Source organism: Aquabacter albus (assembly GCF_040049275.1).
Classification (GTDB): Bacteria; Pseudomonadota; Alphaproteobacteria; order Rhizobiales; family Xanthobacteraceae; genus Aquabacter.
In genome coordinates, this window is record NZ_JBDZDT010000002.1 from 215,186 (window position 1) to 239,325 (window position 24,140).

The following is a 24,140-nucleotide window of genomic DNA, read 5'->3' on the forward strand; positions in this document are numbered from 1 at the left end:
ATCTGCGCTCAAGCTTCGCTTTCGCTTGTCCAGGACAACACCGCGCGAGGGAATTCAGCGCTTGGCCGAACGCCGCGTGGCGGAGACCTTTTCGGGGGCCGGCGCTGCCGCCTGCTCCTGACGAACCGCGCGGATGCGGTCGGCGAGGTTGGCCGGCGCCTCCGCCACCTCTGTGGGGGGAGGCTCGGCACCGCCATCGACCTGCCCGAGCACCCGGGCCGCCACATCGCTCAGCGTCTCGCGCAGCACGGCGAGGTCCGCCTCGCGCGCCGAAAGTGCGTCGCGCTCCTCGCGAGCCTTTGTGAGCGCGGCTTCCATCATGGAATGGTCGGCGCGCACCATCTCCAGCTGGTCGCGCAGCCGGCGCGCCTCGGTCTCGGCGGCGGCGAATTCTCCCGCGCGTTGCGCCTCGGTGGCACGGGCCACCGACTGGGTGGCGGAAAGGTCCACCCGCGCGGCATCGAGCGAGGCTGAAAGCTCGCGCATTTCCCCTTCCAGCCGGGCGATGACGCCGGCACGCTCGTCGGATGTGGTGAGCGCCTTCGCCAGCGCTGCGCGCTCGGTGGCGAGCTCGGCCTCCAGGCGGGTGCGTTCGGCATCGGTGTTCGTGCGCAGGGTCCCATGGGCCTCGCGCTCGGCGGCGAGCGCGGTTTCCAGCTCGGCGATCCTGGCGCGGGCGGCGGTGAGGTCGGCACTCAGGCCCGCGACTTCCGTCTTCAGCTGGTCGATGGTGCCGGCCTGCTCGGAAATGGTCGCCTCGCGGACGGCGAGGGTGGCGTCGAGCTTGTCGCCGCGCGCGGTCTGGGCGGCGAGGTCGGCGCGGGTGCGCTCCAGGGTTGCGCGGGTCTCCGCCAGCTCGGCCGTGCGGGTGGCCAGCTCGGCTTCCCGTGCGGCAAGGGTGGTGGCGGTGAGGGCGAGGGTCTCGGTGCGCTCCTTCAGCGCGGCCTCCTCGGCCGCGAAGCGCACCGCGAGGGCGTCGTGCTCGGCGGTCTTCGCCGCAAGGTCGCGCTCAAGATCGAGGATGCGCAGGCGGTGCCGCTCCAGCACGCGCGCCTCGGAGCTCACGGTTTCCCTAAGGGCATCGATCTGCAACTCAAGCCGGCGCTGGTTGAGCGCGAACAGCGCCCGCTGCTGGTCCTTGGCCGCCTGGATCTCGAAGATGGAGACGGGCACTGCCGCCTCGATGCGCCGCGTGGTGAGGCGCACGGCGCGATTCCACACCGCAGGCAGCACCATGAGGGCCACGAGCGTCGCCGCCAGGACGCCGAGGACAAAGATCATGATCTGTTCGATCACGCGGAACCTGCGCTTTCACCGCTGTGGGACACCATACATACGATGCCGCGCGCCCGCGTGCCAGCGCCCCGCCGTGGCGTTGCACAAAATGGCAAATGCCAGAACGGTTTCCGGATCAGAATGGGTTCCAGGTCGCTTGGGGAGTGAACTTCAGGTAGCCGAGATTGGCACCGAGCCGGACGCCGACGCCGGAGCGGATGGGCACCACCACGATATTGTCGGCCGTGAGCGCCGTCATGCCGAAGCCCGCAACCAGATAGGCGGAGCCGGAAATCCCGCCGAAACGGCGGAAAATGTCGTCCACCGTGCGCAAATTGTAGACCAGGATCATGGTGCGCGCGCCGTCGCCGCCGAAATCCCAGCCCACCGAGGGCCCCTGCCAGAACACCTTCAGGTCGCCGGCATTGCGGGTGTAGAGCACGCCCTCGCCATAGCGCAGGCCGCCCACGAACGCGCCGCCGCCTTCCTGGCCGAGAATGTAGCCGTTGGGCTGGCCCCTGTCGCCCACCGCCTTCTCGATGGAAAGCGCGAGGCCCTTCGACACGCTGCCGAAGAAGGAATGGCCCTTGCTCACCAGTTCGTTGGTGGAATAGGGCGCCGGCTGGCCGGGCGGGGGGGCCTGCTGAACCCTCGGCTGCTGGGCCGAGGCCGCGCCTGCAAACGCGGTGAGGAACAGGGCCAGCGCGGCGAAGCGAGCGAGGGCGGGGCGCGAAGCGGCTTTGGCGGTCATGGGCGTCTCGCAATGAGCGTCATGGACAGGGCGCCGCGAATCGGCGCGAAACTTTCGCGAACGACTGTGACGCAGAAAAGGCCGTCCGCAAGGGCCATGGAATCCTGCGCCGGCTTGTGGCCCGGCGGAGGCCAGTATATCAGACCCTTCCTTCTTTCTTCCGCGGGAATCGCCGGGCCGCTCCGGTGGCCCCGCTGCCACGCGGAACCGCCATGTCCGAAGCTTCCGTGAAAGTCGCCATCTCGGCCCTCGACCTTGCGGCGCTCCTGTGCTCGCGCGTCTGCCATGACGTGATCAGCCCGGTGGGCGCCATCGTCAACGGCCTGGAAGTTCTGGAGGACGAGGACGCCGCCGACATGCGCGAGGTGGCCCTCGACCTCATCGCCAAGAGCGCCCGGCAGGCCTCCGCCCGGCTCCAGTTCACGCGCCTTGCCTTCGGCGCGGCCGGGTCCGCCGGCGCCACCATCGACCTCGGCGATGCCGAAATGGTGGTGCGCGGCATGATGGAAGACAGCCGCACCAAGATCGAATGGACGCTGCCGCGGGAATTGCAGCCCAAGAACCGGGTGAAGCTGCTGCTGAACCTGACCTTGCTGGCGGGCACCACCATTCCGCGCGGCGGCGTGATCACCGTTTCGGCGGCTCCTGGTGGCCCGTCTGAGGGGTTCGTGCTCTCCAGCGGCGGCGCCAGCGCCCGCATCCCGGCCTCGGTCTCCGCGCTTCTGGGCGGGACGGTGCCGGAGGATGGCCTCGATGCCCACGCCATCCAGCCCTACTACGCCGGCATGCTCGCCCGCGAGTGCGGCCTCGCCGTCGCCTTCGCGCAGGATGGGGACACGGTGACGCTCTCCGCGCTCCCCGGCTGAGGCACACGCCCGGCTGACCTTGCGAACAGACGGGCGCGCCCCAATCTGAAGGGCGCCGGCGGGGGCGCGTATCTGCCGGCCTGCCTCAGGAGCCGTCCGCCTCATGCCCCCGTTTTCCATTCTCGACCTCGCCCACGTGCCCCACGGCGGCACGCCCGCTGACGCGCTGCGCAACTCACTCGATCTGGCGCGCAATGCGGAGCGGCTCGGCTACCAGCGCTTCTGGCTCGCCGAGCACCACAACATGATCGGCATCGCCTCGGCCGCCACCTCGGTGGTCATCGGCCACGTGGCGGCGGGCACGAAGACCATCCGGGTCGGGGCAGGGGGCATCATGCTGCCCAACCACTCGCCCATGGTGATCGCCGAGCAGTTCGGCACACTGGCGACCCTTTTCCCCGGCCGCATCGATCTCGGCCTCGGCCGCGCGCCGGGCACGGACCAGCGCACCATGCGGGCGCTGCGCCGCGATCCGCAGGCGGCGGACACCTTCCCGCAGGACGTGCTGGAGCTTCAGGCCCTGCTCGGTCCCCTCCAGGAGGGCCAGAAGGTGCAGGCGGTGCCGGGCACCAGCACCAACGTCCCGCTCTGGATCCTCGGCTCCAGCCTGTTCGGCGCGCAGCTCGCGGCCATGCTGGGCCTGCCCTACGCTTTCGCCTCCCATTTCGCCCCGGACGCGCTGATGCAGGCGCTTGCCGTCTATCGTGAGCGCTTCGAGCCGTCCGCCCAGCTCGCCAAGCCCCACGCCATGGTGGGCGTGAACATCATCGCCGCCGATGCGGACGCGCAGGCGCGCCGCCTGTTCACCTCGGCGCAGCAGGCCTTCACCAACATGGTGCGCGGCACCCGCGGCCTTCTGCCGGAGCCCATCGACGATATCGAGACCTATTGGTCGCCCATGGAGAAGGCCCACGCCTCCGGCATGCTGGCCTGCTCCTTCGTCGGGTCGCGGGAGACGCTGCGGACTTCGCTGCGCGCCTTCCTCGAGAAGACCGGCGCGGACGAATTGATGGTGGCGTCCGCCATCCACGACCCCGCTGCCCGCGTGCGCTCCTACGAAATCCTCGCGGACGTGCACGCCGACCTTTCGGCGGAGCCGGCTCTGTCCTAGCCTCGGTCGATCTGCTCCGCACGGAGGCACCCATGACCGAGGACGACGATACGCCGGTGTCCGGCGTCCATGCCCCGCCGACCAAGCTCACCACCACCAAGCAGCGCTGGGCGCAGGAACACAAATTCCTCACTGGCCGCATCGCCCGTCCGGAGGCCGAGCGCCTGCCGCCCAGCCAGCACCTAGTGAAGGACTGGCCGGTGCTGGATCTGGGCATCCAGCCGCATCTGCCCCCGTTCCGCTGGTCGCTGGACGTGGACGGGCTCGTGGACAAGCCCATGCACTGGACCTGGGACGCGTTCAGCGCGCTGCCCCAGACCCGCGAGGTGACTGATATCCACTGCGTCACCACCTGGTCGCGCTACGACAACAGGTGGGACGGCGTCTCCACCCGCGACCTGCTGGCCATCGTCGAGCCGCGCGAGGACGCGCATTTCGTGGTGCTGCATTCCTTCGACGGCTACACCACCAATCTGCCGCTCATGGATTTCGCCGCCCCCGACGCCATCCTCGCCCATAGCTGGGAAGGCGCGCCGCTCACCCGCGAGCATGGCGGGCCGCTGCGCCTCGTGGTGCCGCATCTGTATTTCTGGAAGAGCGCCAAGTGGCTGAAGCGCATTCAGTTCGTGGCGAGCGACGAACTCGGCTTCTGGGAGGTGCGCGGCTATCACGAGCGCGGCGACCCCTGGAAGGAGGAGCGCTATTCGGGGGATTGAGCTTTTGTCCTGGACAAGCGAAGCCGCAGGCTGAGCGCAGATCCGGGATCCAGCGCAAGACTTCGGCGAAGCCGTCAACCCGCGACCAGCGTTAAAACACGCCTCCGCCGCGTGGCGGCGGAGGCTCATTGAAGCGCCTTCGGCGGTCCCTTGCGCTGGGTCCCGGGTCGCATTCCGCTCACGCTGCATGCGCCCAGGACAACAAAATTGCGCTCACGAAAAAGCGCCCGCCCTCACACCGCGCGGCGGGTGGTCTCGAAGAGGAACCAGATGCGCCGCTGGGTCTCGTCGGTCCAGTTCTCCAGCAGCGAGGCGGTGGCGATGTCCTCGTGCTCGTCAGCGAGGTTGTGCGCCTCCTTCATGGCGGCGACGAGCTGGATGTTGTCCTCGCGCAGCTCGGCCAGCATGTCCTCGGGGGTCACGTAGTCCGCGTCATTGTCCTTGAGGCGCTGGAGCCGCGCCACATGGCCGATGGAACGCAGCGTGGTGCCGCCAATCTTGCGCACGCGCTCGGCGATGTCGTCGGTCATGGCGAAGATCTGGTCGGCCTGCTCGTCCAGCATCAGGTGGTAGTCGCGGAAGTGCGGGCCCGAGACGTGCCAGTGGAAATTCTTGGTCTTCAGGTAGAGCGCGAACACGTCCGCGAGCAGGGCGGTGAGCGCGCCGGCCAGATCCTTCACGGCGTTCGAGCCCACAAGGTTGGACGGGGTCTGGAGCGCAGCGGTCTGCCGGGCCTTCGCGGCGGAAGGCGCCTTGGCGGCGGGCTTCGGGGCGACCGTCTTCGCGGTGGCAGTCTTGGCGGGGGTGCGAGGGGTCCTGGCCGGCATGTCACTCTCCTGGATTGAGCCGGTTGCTATGCCGGCCTTGCTTATAGCGATCCCGTGACGGTTATGTTCCAGCTTGCACGTGGCCCATTGCGGTGTCTCACCGCATCTCAGATGGGCGGCAGGCTGAGCCAACGGGAGAGCGCGGTGAGCACAATGTCCACCGAGAGGGCCGCCAGCACCAGCCCCATGATGCGGCGGATGAGGTTTGCGCCCGACGTGCCGATGACCTTGATTACGTAGTCGCCCAGCCAGAACAGCACCATGAGGATGAGCATGAGCATCGCCACCACCGCGATGGTCACCGCCTGATGGGACAGGACGTGCCGGTTGTTGTCCGAGAGGATCACCACGGAGAGGATCGCGCCCGGCCCGGCGATGATGGGGATGGCGAGCGGATAGACCGCGAGCGAGGCGACGTGCTTGTCCGAGCTCACTTCCAGAGCGGGCGGGGTGTGCGGCTCCGAGAAGATCATGCTGGTGGCGTACATGAACAGGACAAGCCCGCCGGCGATCTGGAACGAGAGCACGGAGATGCCCATGGCATCCAGCAGCGCCCGCCCCGCAATGATGAAGAAGGTGAGGATCAGGAAGGCGAATGCGCAGCACAGCACCGCCACCTTGTGGCGCTGCTTCGGGGTCATGTCGGAGGTGGTGGCGAGGAAGAGGGAGAGGTGGCTGATGGGCTCCAGCACGGCCCACAGGGTGACGAACTGCGTCACCAGCAGATTGAGGTCTTCCAGCATTGGCCCCCGCCCGGTTTCCGATCGCCGCACAAGATGCGATGTTTCCAGGCCATGTGCCATGCGGCGGAAGCGTCGTCGTGCCGTGATCCACTGGCGCTAACAACGCGCATCGTATGGGGGAGCCAGCAATGAAATGGGTGGTCTGGGTCGGAAGCGTCCGCAAGGGCTCCTACAACGCCGCCGTCGCACGGGCCTTGGGCGGCCTGGCGCCGGAAGGGGTCGAGATCGAGCGCCTGCCGTCCGTGGCCGAACTGCCGATCTATGACGGGGATATCGAGGCCGAGGGCCTGCCGCAGACCGTGGTCGCGCTGGGCGAGGCCATCCGCGCGGCCGACGCGCTGGTGATCGTGACGCCGGAATACAATTATTCCGTCCCCGGCGGCCTGAAGAATGCCATCGACTGGACTTCGCGCGTGAAGCCCCAGCCGCTGAAGGGCAAGCCGCTCCTGATCCTCTCGGCCTCTCAGGGCGTCTTCGGCGGCGCCCGCGCCCAGTATCACCTGCGCCAGATCCTCGTGGGCCTGGACGCCCGCGTGATGAACGTGCCGGAAGTGATGGTGAGCACGGCCCACAAGAAGGTGAGCGAGGCGGGGGAGCTGAACGACCAGCCGACCCTGGATTTCATTGGCAAGCAGCTGGCGGCGTTCAAGGGTTTCGTCGGGGGGTAGGCAGCTTGTCCTGGACAAGTGAGCGCGTAGCGCGAATGCAGATCCGGGACCCAGCGCAAGACTTCGGCGAAGCCGTCATCCCGCGACCAGCGCCGTTGCGCCATCGCCGCGTGGCGGCGCCGGCCGGTTGAAGCGCCTTCGGCGGTCCTTCGCGCTGGGTCCCGGGTTGCATTCCACGTCGCTGCGCGACGTTTCATGCCCCCAGGACAAGAAACTACCGCCCCTCATATTCCGCCCAGGACATGGGCGTCTCGAACACCCGCACCACCGCCAGGGCGTCCAGCAACGGCTTTGCCCGTTGCCAGATCCAGATGGCGATGTGCTCGGCGGTGGGGTTTTCCAGCCCCTCGATCTCGTTCAGGCAATAGTGGTCGAGCTGCTTCAGGAGCGGGGCGAAGGCCGCCTCCACGTCGAAGAAGTCGGCCACGAAGCCGGTCACCGGGTCCACCGGCCCGTCCAGCACCAGCTCCACGCGATAGGAATGCCCGTGCATGCGGAAGCATTTGTGCGTCTGGGGCACGTTGGGCAGGCGGTGCGCCGCCTCGAAATTGAACGCCTGGGTAATCCGCACGTCTACGCCCCTTACGGAATGCCGATCATCTTGTGGGTCTGGAGAGACAGGCGCCATTGCGGATGGTCGAGGCAATAGGCGACCGCCGCTTGCGTGTTCTCCAGCCGCGCCGGCCCGTCCATGGGCTGGAGGAAGAAGTGGGCGAAATCGAGCCGCGCCACGCTCTCCGGCAGCAATTCGGGCTGGGGATAGACCAGCTTCAGCTCCTGGCCGCGGGTGAGCACCAGCCCCGCTCCCGCTTTCGGGCTGACGCAGATCCAGTCGATGCCTTCGGGGGGAACCTGCGTGCCGTTGGTCTCCACCGCGATCTCGAAGCCGCGGGCATGGGCGGCGGCGATGAGGGCCGCGTCCAGCTGCAGGAGCGGCTCCCCGCCGGTGAAGACCACGAAGCGCCGGGCCTCCTCGCCCGCCCAGGTGCGCACCAGCGCCTCCGCCAGTGCGTCCGCATCCGCAAAGCGCCCGCCGCCTTCGCCGTCCATGCCGATGAAATCGGTGTCGCAGAAGCGGCAGACGGCCTCCTCCCGGTCCTCCTCGCGCCCGGACCACAGATTGCAGCCCGCAAAGCGGCAGAACACGGCGGCACGCCCGGCCTGGGCGCCCTCGCCCTGGAGCGTCTTGAACATTTCCTTCACGGCATACGACATGAGACGACGACTTACGGCTTCTGGGCGCGGGAGGAAAGCGCCATGCGGTGCTGCAAGCTCACCTTGCGAAACCGCCGCTCGCACCTTTGAGCCCCACGCATTACCTCAAGTCGCGAGGGCCTTACACGAAGGCACGCACTTTTGAACGCGGCGCCGCGCGCCGCAGGAGACGAGCCATGCAGCTCACCGGCATCCACCACCTCACCGCCGTCACGGCGGATGCAGCCTATAACCACCATTTCTACACCGACACGCTGGGCATGCGCCTCGTGAAGAAGACGGTGAACCAGGACGACACCTCGGCCTACCACCTCTTCTATGCGGACGGGGAAGCCAATCCCGGCACCGACCTCACCTTCTTCGACTGGCCCGTGGGCCGCGAGCAGCGCGGCACCCATTCCGTAGTGCGCACCGCGCTCCGCGTGCGGGCCGAGGCGGCGCTCGATTACTGGGCGGCGCGCCTGAGGGAGAAGGGCGTCGCCGCGCAGGCCATCGCCGTGCGCGACGGCCGGGCGACGCTGGATTTCGAGGACAAGGAAGGCCAGCGCCTCAGCCTCGTCGTGGATGGCGGGAAAGGCCCGGGCGTCCCTTGGGCGAAGAGCCCCGTGCCGGCGGAGCACCAGATCCGTGGGCTCGGCCCCATCACCCTCTCCGTGCCCGATCTCGCGCCCACCGATGCGGTGCTGACCGTCCTCATGAGCATGAAGAAGGTTCGCGCCTATGACGCCGTGGATGGCGCCGAGGTGAGCGTCTACGAGATGGGGGAGGGCGGTCCTGCCGCCGAGGTGCATGTGCGGGTCGAGCCGGGTCTGGCGCCGGCCGGGCAAGGGGCGGGCGGCGTCCATCACGTGGCGTTCCGCGTGCCCACCTTCGGCGAATATGACGCCTGGACCGAGCTGTTGAACAAATATCGGGTGCCGTCCTCCGGGCCGGTGGACCGCTTCTATTTCCGCAGCCTCTATTTCCGCGAGCCCAACGGCATCCTGTTCGAGCTGGCCACGGACGGGCCGGGCTTTGCCTCCGACGAGCCCATGGAGACATTGGGCGAGAAGCTGGCACTCCCGCCCTTCCTGGAAGGGCAGCGCAAGGAAATCGAGGCCGGGCTGAAGCCGCTCGTGACGGTGTGAGCGCGTGAAAGGGGCATCGTCCCGTCGCTCGCCATCCTCCGTCTTTCGTCATCCCCGGGTTTGACCCGGGGATCTCTCTTTCGAGCCCACCCCTCCGCCAACACCATCGTCCTGGCCGGGCTTGTCCCGGCCATCCACGGAGCTCCGCTGGGTGGGTGCTTAACGGAGAGGCGTGGATCCCCGGATCAAGTCCGGGGATGACGATTGTTCTTGGTGGAGACCCCTGCGGCGCCTCTGCCCTATACTGCCCGCTCGCCCACCCCCGAGTCGCGCCGTCATGACCATTCGCCGCCTGCCCCCCATCCTCATCGACCGCATCGCCGCCGGCGAAGTGGTGGAGCGGCCGGCCGCGGTGGTGAAGGAATTGGTGGAGAACGCCATCGATGCCGGCGCGCGGGCCATCGAGGTGGTGATCGATGGCGGCGGACGACGACTCATCCGCGTCTCTGACGATGGTGGCGGCATGGGGCCGGACGACCTCTCCCTCGCCGTCGAGCGCCACGCCACCTCCAAGCTGCCCACCGAGGATCTCCTCTCCATCTCCACTTTGGGCTTCCGGGGCGAGGCGCTGCCCTCCATCGGCGCGGTGGCGCGGCTTTCCATCGCCAGCCGCCCGCCCGGCGCGGCCCATGCCTTCGAGATCCGGCTGGATGGCGGCATCCTCACCCCACCGCGCCCGGCGGCGCTGAATGGCGGCACCCGCGTCGAGGTGCGCGACCTGTTCTTCGCCACCCCCGCGCGGTTGAAATTCCTCAAATCCGACCGCGCCGAGGGCGCCGCCGCCGTGGAAGTGGTGCGCCGCCTCGCTTTGGCGCGGCCGGACATCGCCTTCACCCTCGTCTCCGAGGAGCGCGGCCCCGTCACCTATCCCGCCCGCGACACCGACGCGGACGGCCGCACCAAGCGCATCGCCGACGTGCTGGGGGCGGAGGCGGGGCGCAACCTCGTGCCCGTGGAAGGCGAGCGGGGCGGGGCAAGGCTGGAGGGGCTGGCGGGCCTGCCCACTTTCTCCAAGGCCAATTCGCTGTCCCAATATCTGTTCGTGAACGGCCGCCCGGTGCGCGACAAGCTGCTGATGGGCGCCGTGCGGGCGGCCTATTCGGACCTGCTCCCCTCCGACCGCCACCCGCTGCTGGCCTTGTTCATCACCCTCGACCCGCGCGAGGTGGACGTGAACGTCCATCCCGCCAAGACCGAGGTGCGGTTCCGCGACGGCGGCAACATCCGCGCCCTCATCGTGCGCACCCTCACCGATGCGCTGGCTGAGCGGGCGCCGCGCACCGCCGCCAGCATCGCCGACCGGCTGGTGGCGCTGGCCCGCGCGCCGGAGCTGGAGCCGGCGCCCGCCCGCGCGGCGCCTTATTACCGCCCGGCCGAGGCGGTGCCCGCCGGCTTCTATGACTGGCGCGCCTCGCCCTCCCGCCCCGCCAGCTTCGACGAGGCGGGGCAGGGGGATTTCGAGCCCTCGCCCGCGCAGTCCCGCTTCGACCTCGGCGCGCCCTCCGCCGATTCGCGCCCCGCCGAGGCCGCCCCGAGCGCGGTGGATCTCGACCGGCCGCTAGGGGCCGCCCGCGCCCAGCTTCACGAAACCTATATCCTCGCCCAGACCCGAGAGGGCCTCGTTCTGGTGGACCAGCACGCCGCCCATGAGCGCCTGGTCTATGAGAAGCTCAAGGCCGCGCTGGAGCGCGACGGCGTCTCCCGCCAGGGTCTTCTCGTGCCCGTGGTGGTGGAGCTCGACCCCGTGGAGGCGGACCGGCTCGCGGAACGCGCTACCGACCTTGCCGGCCTCGGCCTCGTGCTCGAATCGTTCGGCCATGGCGCCGTTCTGGTGCGTGAGGTGCCGGCGCTCCTGAAGAATGCGGACGTCACCAAGCTGGTGCTGGACGTGGCCGAGCACGCCGCTGAATGGGACGATGCGCTGCCTTTGGAGCGCCGCCTACTACATGTAGCGGCCACCATGGCCTGCCACGGCTCCGTGCGGGCCGGGCGGCGGCTTCGAGTCGAAGAGATGAACGCGTTGCTTCGCGAGATGGAATCGACCCCTAATGCCGGGGAGTGCAATCACGGGCGGCCCACCTTCGTCACGCTCTCTTTGGGTGATGTGGAGAAATTGTTCGCGCGTCGGTAGGTGCGGCCCCATATTTTGGGGCATCGGGGCTGTGGATGATGTGCATAAGCCACCCTTTGCCGCCTCACCTTCAGCGTGGCGAAAGAAGGGCTCAAACCCCAGCCGGAGCAAGGGTGTTCATCTCTTGTTAACATCCCCTGTGCCACTATATTTAGTAGGCGGACGGCCTTCGGAGCCCTAAATCTGTGTTTGACGCGGACGCCAGACTCACACTAGCGTTCGTCTCCTAGGCGGCGGGCACATTTCGGCCACATGGTCGGAACGGCTCGTCGTCCTTCCCAAACACAGCAGCCCAGGTTCCGGGGCGGCGCGAGCCGTTGCACCCGATCGTTGCGTCGCGGCTGCCGCCTTTTTGAGCCATACTTGCCCTGGGGGCTGAGGAGTTTCGGACATGCGCGTCGAACGTCGCTACACCACTGACGGTCAGTCGCCCTATGCCGCCATCGCATTCCGCGAGACGGCGAGCGAGATCCGCAACCCTGACGGGTCCGTGGTCTTCCGCCAGGACGGCATCGAGGTGCCCGCGCACTTCTCCCAGGTGGCCAGCGACATCCTCGCCCAGAAGTATTTCCGCCGCGCCGGCGTGCCCGCACGCATCAAGAAGGTGGAGGAGAATTCCGTTCCCTCCTTCCTGTGGCGCGGCGTGCCCGACGAGGCGGCCCTTGCGAATCTTCCCAAGGAGCAGCGCTTCATCGGCGAGACCTCGGCCAAGCAGGTGTTCGACCGTCTCGCCGGCACCTGGACCTATTGGGGCTGGAAGGGCGGCTATTTCGCCAGCGAGGCCGACGCCCAGGCCTTCTATGACGAGCACCGCTACATGCTCGCCATGCAGATGGTGGCGCCCAATTCCCCGCAATGGTTCAACACCGGCCTGCACTGGGCCTATGGCATCGACGGGCCGGGCCAGGGCCATTTCTACGTGGACCACGAGACCGGCAAGCTGGTCTCCTCCACCTCGGCCTATGAGCACCCCCAGCCCCACGCCTGCTTCATCCAGTCGGTGGCCGACGACCTCGTGAACGAGGGCGGCATCATGGATCTGTGGGTGCGCGAGGCGCGCCTGTTCAAGTACGGCTCCGGCACCGGCTCCAACTTCTCCTCGCTGCGCGGAGAGGGCGAGAAGCTCTCCGGCGGCGGGCGCTCGTCCGGCCTCATGAGCTTCCTGAAGATCGGCGACCGCGCGGCGGGCGCCATCAAGTCCGGCGGCACCACCCGCCGCGCCGCCAAGATGGTGGTGGTGGACGCCGACCATCCGGACATCGAGGCTTACGTCGACTGGAAGGTGATCGAGGAGCAGAAGGTGGCGGCGCTCGTCACCGGTTCGAAGATCAATGCCAAACACTTGAAGCTGGTGCTCAAGGCCTGCGTGAACTGCGAAGGCGACGGCGATTCCTGCTTCGAGCCGGAGAAGAACCCGGCGCTGAAGCGCGAGATCAAGGCCGCCCGCAAGGCGGGGGTGGCGGACGCCGCCATCCGCCGCGTGATCCAGTATGGCCGCCAGGGCTATACCGACATCGATGTCGCCATCTATGACACCGACTGGGACGGCGAGGCCTACCTGACGGTGGCCGGCCAGAATTCCAACAATTCCGTGCGCGTCACCGACGACTTCCTGCGGGCGGTCGAGGCGGACGCCGACTGGAACCTGATCCGCCGCATCGACGGCAAGGTCCACAAGACCATCAAGGCCCGCGAGCTGTGGGAGAAGATCGGCTCGGCGGCGTGGCACTGCGCCGACCCCGGCATCCAGTTCCACACCGCGGTGAACGACTGGCACACCTGCCCGGCGGGCGGCGAGATCCGGGCGTCCAACCCGTGCTCGGAATACATGTTCCTGGACGACACCGCCTGCAACCTCGCCTCGCTGAACCTCCTCCAGTTCCGCGACGCCGAGAAGCGCTTCGACGTGGAGAGCTTCGAGCATGCGGTGCGGCTGTGGACCGTGGTGCTGGAAATCTCCGTGCTCATGGCGCAGTTCCCCTCGCGCCAGATCGCCGAACTCTCCTACCAGTACCGCACGCTGGGCCTCGGCTACGCCAATATTGGCGGCCTGCTCATGTCGTCGGGCATTCCCTATGACTCGGCAGAAGGCCGCGCCATCTGCGGCGCCATCTCCGCCATCATGACCGGCATCTGCTACGCCACCTCCGCCGAGATGGCCTCCGAGCTCGGCACGTTCCCGCAATATGCGAAGAACGCCGACGCCATGCTCAAGGTGATCCGCAACCACCGCCGCGCCGCCTATGGCGAGGCGGCGGGCTATGAGGGCCTCTCCGTCAACCCGGTGCCCCTCGACCATGCCTCGTGCAAGGACGCCCGCATTGTCGAGCACGCCAAGAAGGCGTGGGACAGGGCGCTGGCCGGCGGCGAGACCCATGGCTACCGCAACGCCCAGGTCTCGGTGATCGCCCCCACAGGCACCATCGGCCTCGTGATGGATTGCGACACCACCGGCATCGAGCCCGATTTCGCGCTGGTGAAGTTCAAGAAGCTGGCCGGCGGCGGCTATTTCAAGATCATCAACCGCGCCGTGCCCGAGGCGCTGCGCGCGCTCGGCTATGGCGAGGCGCAGATCGCCGAGATCGAGGCTTATGCGGTGGGCCACGGCTCGCTCGCCCAGGCCCCGGCCATCAACCATTCCTCGCTCCGTGCCAAGGGCTTCGACGACGCGGCCATCGCTAAGGCGGAAGCGGCGGTGAAGACGGCGTTCGACATCAAGTTCGCCTTCAACCGCTGGACCTTCGGCGAGGAGTTCCTGGTGAAGACGCTGGGCGTCACCGCCGTCCAGCTCGCCGATGCCAAGTTCGACCTCCTCGCCCATCTCGGCTTCTCGAAGGCCGACATGGATGCGGCGAACGTGCATGTGTGCGGCGCCATGACCCTGGAGGGCGCGCCCTTCCTGAAGGCCGAGCACCTGGCCGTGTTCGACTGCGCCTCGCCCTGCGGGCGCATCGGCAAGCGCTTCCTCTCTGTGGAAAGCCACATCCGCATGATGGCGGCGGCGCAGCCCTTCATTTCGGGCGCCATCTCCAAGACCATCAACATGCCGAACGACGCCACCGTCGAGGACTGCAAGGAGGCCTACCTCCTCTCCTGGCGCCTCGCGCTCAAGGCGAACGCGCTCTATCGCGACGGTTCCAAGCTCTCCCAGCCCCTCAACGCCCAGCTCGTTGCGGACGATGAGGACGAGGAGGATGCGGTGGAGGCCCTGGTGGCCCAGCCCAACGCCGCCCGCACGGCTGCGGTGACCGAGAAGATCGTCGAGCGGGTGGTGGAGCGCATCGTCGAGCACCGCGTGCGCGAGCGGGAGAAGATGCCCGACCGCCGCAAGGGCTACACCCAGAAGGCGGTTGTGGGCGGCCACAAGGTCTATCTGCGCACCGGCGAATATGATGACGGCGCGCTGGGCGAGATCTTCATCGACATGCATAAAGAGGGCGCGGCGCTCCGCTCGCTCCTCAACAACTTCGCCATCGCCATCTCCCTCGGCCTGCAATATGGCGTGCCGCTGGAGGAATATGTGGACGCCTTCACCTTCACCCGCTTCGAGCCCGCCGGCCCGGTGCAGGGCAACGACACCATCAAGTACGCCACTTCCATCATCGACTATGTGTTCCGCGAGCTGGCGGTGTCCTATCTCGGCCGCAGCGACCTCGGCCATGTGGAGCCCTCCGAGACCGGCTTCGACGCCCTCGGCAAGGGGGTGGAAGAGGGCAAGGCCCCGTCCCCGGCGGCCCGCGTGGTGTCCAAGGGCCTGGTGCGCGGGAAGACCGTGAACCTCGTGCCGCCGACCCCGGACGTGCGCAGCGCCGCTGACAACGTCACCATGCTGCGCCGCACCGAAGGCGCCACCGCCCTGAAGCCGGAGCCCGAGCAGGGCCTCGCCGAAGAGGTGGAGGAGCTTGAGGCGGCCGCCGAGAGCGTTCTGGACAAGGCGCTCCCCTGGGGCGCCGCGGCCCGCACCGCCGAACGCCGCGCCGAAGCCCGCGCCCGCGGCTATGAGGGCGAGGCGTGCCCGGAATGCATGAACTTCACGCTAGTGCGGAATGGGACATGCATGAAGTGTGACACGTGTGGGTCGACAACGGGCTGCAGCTGAGTGGGGGGCTGGCTGCCTGATTCTGAGTGGCGTGTTGGTTTGCACCCAAAGGTCGCTCAGTTTGAGTTCAATCGCACATCTGGTTTGACCCAGTTGCGAAATATATATTCGTAGTTGCGTTTTGGATTGGCGCTCGCAAGAAGGGCTGTTGCATTTCGCGGCGGCCCTTTCTTCATGGAAGGCGAGCTTTCACGGCCGAACTGCCGGAAGCGTCTCCTAGCGGTTTGAGTTTAGGGACGGTGCCTTTTGCACGGATTCGCCCAACCACCGGCTCGGTCGTGGCCGACAATCGCGTACGAGCGATGCATTGTCATGGATTGAAATTTAAAGGTTTCCGTCGATTTTGTAAGATTACTAATTCCAAGCGCGATGGGTTAATCTTGAATCTCAACAATATACATAAGTGGCGTCCAACTGAAATTGTAAGCAACGGTGATGGATGATCGAGAGCCGTTGCTTTCGTTCACAGGCTCATTTTGCTGGTGAAGCGCAACAATGAATGCGGGCTTCGATCGGAGTACGACACAACATCGCAACCATCTCGAACTGGCCCAACACCACGCAGTACGATCACTGAATTGTCGGGCCTATATCCTCCACTCACCGCGTACTCCGCCGACGGGCAGCATAGTGTTCATGTTTTGTTCGGTCGTGGCCTACGATTTTGAGCAGCTCTTGTTCTGATCCCGGCTTGAGAGCCAAGACGAAGGCTGGGCGCGTCGAAAAGCTCTTGCCCGCCCAGTCTATATAATCCGCACTGACGCTGAGAGATGTCAATAACTTACTGCTTTTCCGGGCGGAATATGGTAGGGAAATGAAACAATTCTCTTGCTGCGTACAGTCGGAGGCCGTGTTAATCCACGAATGGGTGCAATAGGGGTTCATTAAATTTGCACGTTGCATCGCTGGCAGGGGGAGCGGGGCGCATGCAATTGCATAAGCGTGGGTCTTCGGGGGCGCATTTCTTTCATATTCTATCCGATTTCGAAAACGCTGTCCCATCGAGTCCTGCCAATCTGCGCAGGCATGCGGGCTCGCGAAAAGGCCGCACATTGACTTTGGCCCTGCTGCCGAGCGGCACAAGCCTGTTCGCCGTCATCGCCTCCACGGCGAGTGAGGCTCAGGCCGTCAAAGTCACGCAAAAGGGACAGAACGGCCGGGCTTCCGTGTCGCAGAGCCTTGTCCATAGCAGTAACGTGGGGCCCGCTCCGACGCGCCTCCAGCGATCTACATTTGGATCAATCCGGTGATCACGGACGCGATGTCGGCGGCGTTCGAGGTCGGATCGACCGGCGGGAATGGCGGTAACGCAGACACAGAGGGCTGCTATCCGAGCTACGGAGGCTCCACAGGTTTGGTGACAGTCACGAACCTGGGCGGCATTTCCACCACTGGCGATGGCTCTTCCGCCATCACGCTGCAAAGCGTCGACGGAGCAGGTGGAAACGCGGGCCATGCAGCCCTGCTCACGGCTCCCGGAGGCCGGGGTGGGAATAGCGGCCGGGTCCAACGACACAATACCGGCACCATCTCGACCAGGGGCGATTACAGTTTCGACGTTATGGACCAGTCCGTAAGCGGGGCAGGCGGCACGGGCATCTTTGTCTCCGGCGCCAACGGCGGCGATACCGGCCTCGCCGGGCCCGTCTCGGTCACCCAGGACGGAACCATCGAGACCAGGGGCAAAGGCTCCACCGCCATCCTCGCCCAGAGCGTCGGCGGCGCACACGCACTCGACGCCTTCCAGGCGACCGCACCCACGATTTACGGCGGCGGCGGGAAGAGCAGCATCTTCTTCAGAAACAGCGGCGGGTCCGTGCTCGTCACCAATACCAAAAGCATCAGCACCCTCGGTGACGAAGCCCAAGGGGTGCTGGCGCCTTCTTTTCTTGATGGGTTTAGGGGGGATATCCATGTGCTTTCGCATTCCGGCTGGGCGTCGCCCGGGGCTTTTTCGCGCGCAGTGTCTTACGGGGATCAGCCTGCTGGCCTTGGCCACGCCTCTGGCACTGGCATCCATGCCGGCTGCGGCGCAGAGCCCTTCGCCGGTGTCCGTGGGGAGATATGAGCTCTTCGGGACTTACGGAACGGATTCCTACAACACCGGGAACAATCCCACCCCCGGCACTGCGACCGGCAACATCAACATCATCAACAGCTACTCGACCACCAGGGACAATACCCGCGGCGTCGCGGTGCAGATCGGGGCCATGGGAGGCGACGGGGGCAACGGCCATGAAGGCCGCGGCCTGCACGGGGCGGCCGGCGGGAACGGGGGGAGCATAAGCCTCGTCCAGAACGGCGCCCTGGTCGGGCGGCAGAATCAGCAGCTGGGCTGGGGACATCCCGGCAGCACCCTGAGCGACCTTTGCGGAGCAAGGGGCAAGGCCCAGCATCTCGACCGCACGTACAATTGCTCCACGAAGCAAACCATCGAGAGCCTGCTGTCGGTCGTCGGTAGAATAAGCGCCACGAAATATTATACGGACTCGCGCTGGCTCAACCGCGGCGGCGCCCTCCTCATGGTCTATTCCCAGGGTGGGAACGGCGGAAACTCTACCGGATACCTCGCCTCCACCGGCGGGCAGGGCGGCACGATCGATTTGACCGTGAACAGCGCCGTCGCCGCCGAAGGCAAGTACTATGGTGGGGTCTGGGCCCGGTCGGTGGGCGGCAATTCCGCGCCCGGCGCCCGGACGAAAGACATGGATGAGGCGACGTACGCCGGCGGCAATGGCGGCACGGTCTCCGTGACCGTCGGAAAGAACGCCAGTGTCAGCACCATTGGTGCGTCCGCGCCGGCGATCATCGTCGAAAGCCTCGCCGGGTGGGCCTATGACCAGAACCGCGGCAGCAGCTTCACCACCTTGATCGGCGCCAAGGGCGGCGACGGCGGCAAGGTGACCTTCCGCAATGCGGGCTCCATCACCTCCAATGGGGATTCCTCGCCGGGCGTGCTCATCCAGAGCGCCGGCGGCACGGGTGGCCGCGTCGCGGTCGGGTGGGACGGCACGGGCGGTAAGGGCGGCAAGGGCGGGGATGTGGTCGCCACCAACGGTGCATCGATCGCCACGTCCGGAATGTACAGCTTCGGCCTGTTCGCCCTCTCCGCGGGCGGCAATGGCGGCAGGGGCGCCGTGGGATATTTCGGGAGCGATGGTGGGCCGGGGGGGCCGGGCGGCACCCTTGCCGTCAGCAATTTCGGCACCATCACCACCAATGGCGAAGGCTCCGTGGGCATGGTGGCCCAGAGCGTCGCCGGCGGCAATCCGGCGGACGCCTTCCAGATGACGGCCATCGTGCCGGGCATGTCCACGGGCGGCGGCGGCAGGGGCGGCTTCGGCCTGTTCGTCGGCGGCGATGGCGGATCGGGCGGCAATGGCGGCACCGTCCGCGTCGTGCAGGGCGGAACCATCAAGACCGACGGCAAGGGCGCCGTCGGCGTCGTGGCGCAGAGCGTGGGCGGCGGCGGCGGGGACGGCGGCAGCGCCAACGGCGTGTCGCCGTGGCACGGCATCGCCCTCGGCGGCCGGGGCGGCGGCGGCGGGGACGGCGGCGAGGTCTATATCCGCGCCAGCAACCATCTCGACGACGCGACGGCGGACGCCACGCTGATCGACGAGAAGGCATGGGCCTTCAGCCTCGCGTCCGGCACCGGCCGCGCAACGGGCGAGAAGTGGTCCGTCCCCTCCATCACCACCACCGGTGACAAGGCGGCCGGCATCCTCGCCTTGAGCGTGGGCGGCGGCGGCGGCTTCGGCGGAAGCGCCGCGGCGAGAACCGCAGGCGTCGCGGACATCTCGGTCGCCATCGGCGGCGCGGGCGGCGACGGGGGAAAAGGCGGAAAGGTGGTGGTGGATAACGAATCGATCATCCACACCTCCGGCAGGGAGGCGGCCGGAATCTCGGCGTCGAGCATCGGCGGCGGCGGCGGCGTGGGGGGCAACGCCTCCGCCTACGCCCTGGCGGTCGCGCCCCCCAACATGCCGACCTTCAGCCTGACCTTCACCGTGGGCGGCACGGGCGGCAAGGGCGGCGCGGGGGGCAGCGTCACCGTGAACAACCGCGCGTCCATTACCACCACGGGCGCGAGCTCCGAAGGCATGGACCTGCTGAGCGTCGGCGGCGGCGGCGGCTATGCCGGTGCGGCAAGCTCGGTCTCGGACGCGCTCGGCTTCCTCATCGACGTCCCCATCGCCATCACCCTCGGCGGCAAAGGCGGCGACGGCGGCGACGGCGGCGCCGTCTCCGCCACCAACTGGGACAAGATCACCACCTCGGGCGGCTTTTCCCGCGGCATCAGTGCCATCAGCATCGGCGGCGGCGGCGGCAAGGGTGGCTCGGGCGAGGCCAAGGCAAATCAGGGCATATCCTGGAACGATGTGACCAGTACGGTCACGGGCATCCTCCCCACGGCCGTTTCCGTCGGGGGGCAGTTCGTACTGGGCGGCGGCGGCGGCAAGGGCGGCGCGGGCGGCACGGTGGGTGTCGTCAATGCCGGCAGCATTCTGACCGAGGGTGCCAACGCCAAGGCCATCCACGCCCAGAGCGTCGGTGGCGGCGGCGGCGACGCCGGCGGCTATCTGGCGAGCGGCGGGGGCATGCTCACCGGCACCCTGCAATTGGGCGGAGATGCGGGCAAGGAAGGCACGGACGGCAGGAGAGGCGGCGGCGCGGGCGGCAAGGTGACCGTCGACAACCATCTGGGCGCCCTCATCGGGACCCAGGGCCACGGCTCGGTGGGCATCTTCGCCCAGAGCGTGGGCGGCGGCGGTGGCGATGGCGGCAGCTTCACCGGGACCATCAAGGCGGCCCCGACGATCGGAGATGATCCCTGGAAGTTCGTCGTCCAGCTCGGCGGCGAGCTGCTGAAGGCCAACGACGTCGCGACCTATGTGAGGTCGCGGGTCGCCACCGAGAAGGCCGACGAGGGCGAAAGCAAGGACGCGAAGACCACCATCACCGTGGAAGACAAGGAGAACGCCAAGAAGGCGCTCAATCCCTTGGACAAGGATTCTTCCGTCCAAGACACCATGAAGCATCTGAAGGCTATCTTCAAGATCGTCAAGGTTGGCCTGGAATTGAAAGAGGGTGCAGAGGGCCTCGATCCTTCGCAGAGAACGACCTATCTGCTCAATGCCCTCCCGCTGATTCCGGCGGGAATATTGCTCAATGCCTTCGAGAGCATCATCAAGGATTGGTACAAGGGTCAGAAGTTCGCTGAGTTCAATCCCAGCATTCCCAACGTGAACCTCACCGGCGCCGTGGGCGGCAAGGGCGGCGCCGGCGGCAATGGCGGGGAGGTCACCATCGTCAATGCGGGCACGGTGACCACCCGGGGCAACACGAGCACGGCCATCCTCGCACAGTCGGTGGGCGGCGGCGGCGGACGCGGCGGCGCGGCGGTGGCCGCCGGCGACAACAAGCTGAACATCAACCTCAGCATCGGCGGAACCGGCGGCGACGGCGGCGATGGCGGCACCGTGACCATCAGGAACGTCCGCGACGCCGCCACCGGCGGCGGCATCGTGACGACCCATGGCGACGCGTCCTTCGCCCTGTTCGCGCAATCGGTGGGCGGCGGCGGCGGTATCGGCGGCGCGGCATCGAGCGCGAACTCCATCTCCCTGCACGTGGACGCCAAGGTCGGCGGATCGGGCGGCAAGAGCTCCAAGGGCGGCACGGTGACGGTGGAGAATAGCGGCGTCCTGGCCACCTCCGGCCGGGACGCCCACGCCCTCGTGGCCCAGAGCGTGGGCGGCGGCGGCGGCGCGCTGCTCATCAGCCGGGTCGATCCTGACGCGCCCGAGGTGCTCACCACCTCCAAGGAGGCCGCCGAAGCGCTGCGCGAGGCCGAGGACATGCTGAAGACCGTGGCCGACACCACCCTGAAGTCCGCCAACGCCACCGAGGTGGAGAAGGCGAGCGCCCAGCAGATCATCAACCAGCTGGCGAAGAACCGGTCCGAAGCTGCCGGCGGCGGCACCGGCGACGTCTCCTCCACCATCCTGCCCACCCCCAGCGTGGGAGGCTCCATCGGCGGCACCGGCGGCGGCGGTGGCGCCGGCGGCGAGGTAAAGGTCACCCACACCGGCACCATCACCACCACCGGTCTCGGCGCGATGGGCATCTTCGCGCAGAGCATCGGCGGCGGCGGCGGCTTCGGGGCCGATGCCGGCTCGGACGGGTTCCTCGCCAACACCGCCAAGCTCGGCGGCACCGGCGGCACCGGTGGCAATGGCGGCCCCGTGGCCATCCTGCTGCAGAAGGCCGGCGCGGTGTCCACCTCCGGCGAGGCCGCCCACGGCGTGTTCGTGCAGTCCATCGGCGGCGGCGGGGGGTATGGCGGCGTGAGCACCGGCCGGCCCGCCCTGCCCATCCAGGTTGCGACGCTGGTCACGGAATTTTTCGTCGATCCGTCCGGCGTCCTCCGCGAGCGCAAGGTCATGAGGGGCGCCGACGGCAATGGCGGCACCATCAAGGTGGATCTGGAGGAGAAGACCTCCATCAAGACCACGGGGAAGCGCGCGCACGGCATCTACGCCCAGAGCCTCGGCGCCGGCGGCGGGACCACCTATTTCACGGGCACGTCCACTCCGGTGGAGGGGCAGAGCCGCGGCGCGCTCATGACGGGCGTGGGCGGCGCGATCACCATCACGAACAACGGCATCATCTCGGCGAAGGGGGAGGATGCCTACGGCGTCTTCCTCCAGAGCGGCGTGCAGAAGACCGATGGCACCCTGGACCCCACCCGGGCAGGCGGGGTCATGACGGTGGAGACGTTCGGCTCCATCACCGGCGGGTCCGGCAAGGGCGCGGCCGTAAGGGTCGAAGGCGGGCTGCTCAACAACATAAACAGCATCAATGTCCAGAAGGGCGGAAAGATCAGCGCCGCCTCCGGAACGGCCGTCATCGGCACCTTCGGCAGGGAACAGATCAACAATAACGGCACCATCACCGGCGATCTCAATCTCGTCGAAGGCGGCTCGAACGAGAGCAATGTCTTCTTCAATTATGCGGGTGGTGTTTACAACAGCCGGGCCGGCCTGGATGGGGTCATGAAGCTCGGCAACAGTGGCCTGTTTGAGAACACAGGCATCTTGAGCATCGGTGGGGATGGCGCGATCGGCAAGCTTCACATCCTCTCGGGGGGCTCCGATCCGAACGGCGTGGCGGAGATGCGTTTCGGCGGAACCATGAGGGTCGATGTGGACAGTCTCGCGTCCGGGCAGAAGAGCGACTTTTTGACGGTGGACGGCCAGATCCTGCTGCAAGGCGGCAAGATCCTGCCCCATGTGGTTGAGAACCTCACCCCCTTCTCGAGCTTTACCATTGCGCAGGCGACCAACGGCATCTCGTACTATGGCGGGCACTTCGATGCATCGTATAGCCTGACCGTTGCGCCCACTCCCGGCAGTCCCATCACGTGGGCGATCGACAGAAACTCCGCCCGCATCGAGCTGAAGGCCACGTCGGCGGATTTTGCGGGCGCCGCCCATCGGCCGCTCAGCGACACCGAGCGCGCGATGGTGGAAAGCTGGCAGGGCGACTGGGACAAGAGCAACACCAATCCGGCGAAGCTGTTCGGAAAGCTCGCCAACATCACCTCGGTGAAGGACTACCAGGACGTCCTCGAGAGCACCTCGCCGGAAGGCCTCGGCCAGCCGGCAATGGTGCAGACCCAGAACGTCTCCACGTCCCTCTCCGCCGCCATGAGCTGCCCCGTCTTTGTGGATACCGGCACCATGATCAACGAGAGCCAGTGCGTGTGGACCCGCATCATCGGCAGCCAGGCGAAGACGGACGATACCTGGAGCTTCGATGGCGCCACCCAGAACGCCATCACCTACCGCATCGGCGGCCAGTGGGAGATCGCCGAGGGCTGGTTCCTGGGCGCCACCGCCGGCTACACCTCGAGCTGGGGCGAGACCACCGACAGCTACACCTCGTTCCAGGGCAATGGCGGCGATGTCTCGCTCGCCCTGAAGCACCAGGTGGGCCCGTGGCTCTTCGCCGGCTCGGCCCACCTCGGCTACGGGGTGAACACCATCCAGAACCTGTTCGATGTGGGTGACGCGAGCTGGCAGACCTCCAACGATTCCACCGTGTGGACCGGCGGCCTGCGGGCGCGGGCGGCCTACGAGTTCGCCTTCTCGGGCTGGTATGTGCGCCCGTTCGTGGACTTCGACGTCATTTACACCCATGCGGAGGGCTATACGGCTCAGGGTCAGCTGTTCGACATGCAGGTCGGCAACGTGAGCGAATGGACCTTCGCGGTCCATCCGGCGGTGGAGATCGGCGCGCGGTTGGATCTCAGCCCCGACACCTGGCTGCGGCCTTATTTCACCACCGGCATCACCTATCTCACCAATGACGGGCTGAGCACTCAGGTGGACATCTACGATAACGTGAGGGACGGCAACGCCTTCATCTCCACCACCTACATGCCCGATTTTCTGGTCGATCTAGGGGTGGGACTCCAGCTGTTCGCGCAGGACAAGTACGAGCTGCGCGGCGAATACAAGGCGCAGATCGGCGAGCACTTCCTGGGCCAGGAGGGCAGCCTGCGCCTCGCCACCCGCTTCTGAGGCCGCCGGCCGCCTCCGGGCGG

General features: G+C 67.2%; 15 protein-coding genes. 9 read left to right on the forward strand and 6 right to left on the reverse strand.

Translation table 11 applies throughout. The features are described 5' to 3' along the window. Positions 1–54 precede the first annotated feature (54 nt). Together ABLE91_RS04075 and ABLE91_RS04080 are read right to left on the reverse strand one after the other, a co-directional pair. Positions 55–1,281, reverse strand: a complete 1,227-nt coding sequence (locus ABLE91_RS04075; protein WP_348928671.1) for a coiled-coil domain-containing protein — start codon at positions 1,279–1,281, stop codon at positions 55–57. A 130-nt stretch (positions 1,282–1,411) separates the two neighbouring features. Continuing rightward, complete coding sequence (locus ABLE91_RS04080) at positions 1,412–2,026, reverse strand: DUF1134 domain-containing protein (protein WP_348928673.1); 615 nt, start codon at positions 2,024–2,026, stop codon at positions 1,412–1,414. Between the two features lie 212 nt (positions 2,027–2,238). On the opposite strand from ABLE91_RS04080, the gene chpT reads away from it, so the two are divergent. The 3 genes from chpT (at position 2,239) to ABLE91_RS04095 (ending at position 4,719) form a co-directional block, all read left to right on the forward strand. After that, the gene (gene chpT / locus ABLE91_RS04085; RefSeq protein ID WP_348928675.1) at positions 2,239–2,892 is read left to right on the forward strand and encodes a histidine phosphotransferase ChpT; all 654 of its coding nucleotides are present in this window, start codon (positions 2,239–2,241) and stop codon (positions 2,890–2,892) included. Between the two features lie 103 nt (positions 2,893–2,995). Continuing rightward, positions 2,996–4,003 carry an LLM class flavin-dependent oxidoreductase gene (locus ABLE91_RS04090; protein WP_348928677.1) on the forward strand — a complete coding sequence of 336 codons (1,008 nt, stop codon included), beginning with the start codon at positions 2,996–2,998 and terminating at the stop codon, positions 4,001–4,003. Positions 4,004–4,035: 32 nt separating this feature from the next. Further along, positions 4,036–4,719, forward strand: a complete 684-nt coding sequence (locus ABLE91_RS04095) for a sulfite oxidase-like oxidoreductase (protein WP_348928679.1) — start codon at positions 4,036–4,038, stop codon at positions 4,717–4,719. Between the two features lie 233 nt (positions 4,720–4,952). Here ABLE91_RS04095 and ABLE91_RS04100 read toward each other — a convergent pair whose 3' ends face one another. Both ABLE91_RS04100 and ABLE91_RS04105 read right to left on the reverse strand, forming a co-directional pair. Then, complete coding sequence (locus tag ABLE91_RS04100) at positions 4,953–5,546, reverse strand: Dps family protein (protein ID WP_348928681.1); 594 nt, start codon at positions 5,544–5,546, stop codon at positions 4,953–4,955. Between the two features lie 107 nt (positions 5,547–5,653). Continuing rightward, entirely contained in the window at positions 5,654–6,289 is a 636-nt protein-coding gene (locus ABLE91_RS04105) for a MarC family protein (protein WP_348928682.1), read from the reverse strand. Between the two features lie 128 nt (positions 6,290–6,417). On the opposite strand from ABLE91_RS04105, the gene ABLE91_RS04110 reads away from it, so the two are divergent. Then, positions 6,418–6,957 carry an NADPH-dependent FMN reductase gene (locus ABLE91_RS04110; RefSeq protein WP_348928684.1) on the forward strand — a complete coding sequence of 180 codons (540 nt, stop codon included), beginning with the start codon at positions 6,418–6,420 and terminating at the stop codon, positions 6,955–6,957. 214 nt (positions 6,958–7,171) lie between these two features. Here the strand turns inward: ABLE91_RS04110 and queD are convergent, their stop codons facing one another. Both queD and queE read right to left on the reverse strand, forming a co-directional pair. Then, on the reverse strand, positions 7,172–7,528 hold the full coding sequence (gene queD, locus ABLE91_RS04115) for a 6-carboxytetrahydropterin synthase QueD (RefSeq protein ID WP_348928686.1): 357 nt from the start codon (positions 7,526–7,528) through the stop codon (positions 7,172–7,174). Positions 7,529–7,539: 11 nt separating this feature from the next. Continuing rightward, positions 7,540–8,172 carry a 7-carboxy-7-deazaguanine synthase gene (gene queE, locus ABLE91_RS04120; RefSeq protein ID WP_348928688.1) on the reverse strand — a complete coding sequence of 211 codons (633 nt, stop codon included), beginning with the start codon at positions 8,170–8,172 and terminating at the stop codon, positions 7,540–7,542. A 176-nt stretch (positions 8,173–8,348) separates the two neighbouring features. On the opposite strand from queE, the gene ABLE91_RS04125 reads away from it, so the two are divergent. The 5 genes from ABLE91_RS04125 to ABLE91_RS04145 all read left to right on the forward strand — a co-directional run bounded on the left by ABLE91_RS04125 (position 8,349) and on the right by ABLE91_RS04145 (position 24,117). Further along, positions 8,349–9,299, forward strand: a complete 951-nt coding sequence (locus tag ABLE91_RS04125; protein ID WP_348928690.1) for a ring-cleaving dioxygenase — start codon at positions 8,349–8,351, stop codon at positions 9,297–9,299. 277 nt (positions 9,300–9,576) lie between these two features. After that, a complete protein-coding gene (gene mutL, locus ABLE91_RS04130) occupies positions 9,577–11,430 on the forward strand; it encodes a DNA mismatch repair endonuclease MutL (RefSeq protein WP_348928691.1) in 1,854 nt (617 codons plus the stop codon). Between the two features lie 391 nt (positions 11,431–11,821). Continuing rightward, entirely contained in the window at positions 11,822–15,529 is a 3,708-nt protein-coding gene (locus ABLE91_RS04135) for a vitamin B12-dependent ribonucleotide reductase (RefSeq protein WP_348928693.1), read from the forward strand. A 1,246-nt stretch (positions 15,530–16,775) separates the two neighbouring features. After that, complete coding sequence (locus ABLE91_RS04140) at positions 16,776–17,597, forward strand: hypothetical protein (RefSeq protein WP_348928694.1); 822 nt, start codon at positions 16,776–16,778, stop codon at positions 17,595–17,597. After that, positions 17,584–24,117: an autotransporter outer membrane beta-barrel domain-containing protein gene (locus tag ABLE91_RS04145; protein ID WP_348928696.1), complete on the forward strand. Its 6,534-nt coding sequence runs from the start codon at positions 17,584–17,586 to the stop codon at positions 24,115–24,117. The genes ABLE91_RS04140 and ABLE91_RS04145 overlap by 14 nt, the downstream gene beginning before the upstream one ends. Positions 24,118–24,140: the final 23 nt, after the last annotated feature.